This is a genomic window from Gemmatimonadaceae bacterium (assembly GCA_036003045.1).
In the GTDB taxonomy this organism is placed as follows: Bacteria; Gemmatimonadota; Gemmatimonadetes; order Gemmatimonadales; family Gemmatimonadaceae; genus JAQBQB01.
In genome coordinates, this window is the sequence record DASYSS010000077.1 from 1 (window position 1) to 1,694 (window position 1,694).

At 64.4% G+C, this 1,694-nt stretch carries 4 protein-coding genes; 2 read left to right on the forward strand and 2 right to left on the reverse strand.

Annotation, left to right across the window (positions count from 1 at the left end; all coding sequences use genetic code 11):
* A partial coding sequence (locus tag VGQ44_17715; GenBank protein ID HEV8448675.1) for an AAA family ATPase occupies positions 1 to 573 on the reverse strand: 573 nt, incomplete at its 3' end.
* A gap of 78 nt (positions 574 to 651) precedes the next feature.
* On the opposite strand from VGQ44_17715, the gene VGQ44_17720 reads away from it, so the two are divergent.
* Positions 652 to 1,068: a hypothetical protein gene (locus tag VGQ44_17720; protein ID HEV8448676.1), complete on the forward strand. Its 417-nt coding sequence runs from the start codon at positions 652 to 654 to the stop codon at positions 1,066 to 1,068.
* Positions 1,068 to 1,346 (forward strand): HNH endonuclease signature motif containing protein, encoded by a 279-nt coding sequence (locus tag VGQ44_17725; GenBank protein ID HEV8448677.1) that lies wholly within the window; start codon positions 1,068 to 1,070, stop codon positions 1,344 to 1,346. The genes VGQ44_17720 and VGQ44_17725 overlap by 1 nt, the downstream gene beginning before the upstream one ends.
* 5 nt (positions 1,347 to 1,351) lie before the next feature.
* On the opposite strand, the gene VGQ44_17730 is transcribed toward VGQ44_17725, so the two are convergent.
* The coding region (locus VGQ44_17730) for a hypothetical protein (protein ID HEV8448678.1) at positions 1,352 to 1,694 on the reverse strand (343 nt) is incomplete at its 5' end.

Here is a 1,694-nt window from a genome sequence, read left to right on the forward strand (position 1 = left end):
CGGAATCCAGCCGTTGAGCCCGGTGAGCGATTGCTTCTCGCGGATCTCCATCTTGCCGCCCTCGCCGCGGACCATTTCGATCTTGGGCTCGGCGCGGAAGCAGAGAATCAGGTGCGCGCGCAGCTGGAGGAGGCGCTGCACGAATTGCTTGTGCGCCATCTTCGGTTTGATCCACGCGGCCATGCGGCAGGCTTCGCGCTTTTTCCAATCGTCGCCCGCCATCCGATCGAGCTCCGCCTCTTGCCAATCGAGCACGCCGCCGTCCCCCGCCCACACGTGCGACGTGGAATCGACCACGATCACCGGGTAGTGCGCTTCATCGGCGGCGTGGATCGCATCGCCGTACCGCTCGGGCGTGAACGGCGGCGTCAGGTCGCCGTGGTCGAAACGGAACAGATCGGCGTAGGCGCGCGCGCGGCTCGCCTCGGTGTCGAGGACCGCGAACGGCCGATCGCCGGCGATCCCTTTCGCGAGGCGCATCGCCGTGTACGTTTTCCCGCTGCCGGTCCCGCCCGACAGACCGATGAGGAGCGGCACGTTCTCGCGCACGGCGGGCCGGAAGGTGAAGGCCATCAGACCTCAACATTTCCGATCGGCTTTGATATCAACTGATATCTCAGCGATGCCAAACAACGGTGATAACCTCCGCGAATGCAGAAGCCGCGTTCGCCTGAGAAGCTGACGAAGGCTCGGTACGTGCGCTTTACGGAGGCCGACGAGGCTCGCATTGCAGCGGCAGCCGCAGCGAAGGGCATCACGTTCGCCGAGGAGATCCGCGAACGCGCCCTCGCGCATGATGACTTGACGGGCCATGTGCGATGGAGTCGCAAATACTTGGGACGCGAGCTCCGCGAGTGGCGCATCCACGAAGCACGTCTCGTCCGCGACAGGCACGCGATATCAGGTTTGTTTGAAGTGCTCCGACTCTCGACGTTGACTGACGAGGCCCACGATCGATTGCGCCGCTGCCGCGAACAACACATCGCCGACCAAGCAGTCCTCGATGCCTTGTACGAAGATGAACGGTTCGCCGACACGACGGTTTCAGAATCGAAGGAGATCCACTGATGGTTATCGACTACGAGGAATACCTCGCCTCCCCGCTGTGGCGCGTGCGAGCCGCGACGATGAGGGCGCTCACGCCCTGGTGCGCGCTCTGCCCCGCGACCCGTCAACTCGAGGTGCATCATCGAACCTACGATCGCGTTGGCCGCGAGCGCCCGTCTGATCTCGTCGTGCTCTGCGCGCGTTGCCATCGTCGGCACCACGGCACGTTTGAGCAGGAGCGGCAGATGATGTTGCCGTTCGTTGAACTGCCTGACGTGGCGCTGCCGAAAGCGGCGTAGCGTCGTCACGTCGTCATCTCCTTTTCGAGCCACCAGCTTTCATGGATCGGCGGCAACGTGGCGTAGCAGGTCCGCCGCGGATAGCCGGTCCACTTCCCCGAGGCGCGCGCCTCGCGCCACTTGTCGAGCGCGTAGAGGCACTTTTTTTCGGCGAGGAGCAACGCGTCGGGATTCAAGCCGATCACCGAGAGCGCGTACGGCGGATACGTCTCTTGGACCGCGAACCGGAACGTGGCCTCGACGCCGGTCAGCGCCTTGAGCCCGCGGATGTACCACGCCGCCTGCAGATCGAAGCCCGCGAAAAACATGCTGCGGGTCCACGCGTCGGGATTGGCCGTGGCGCCGGTG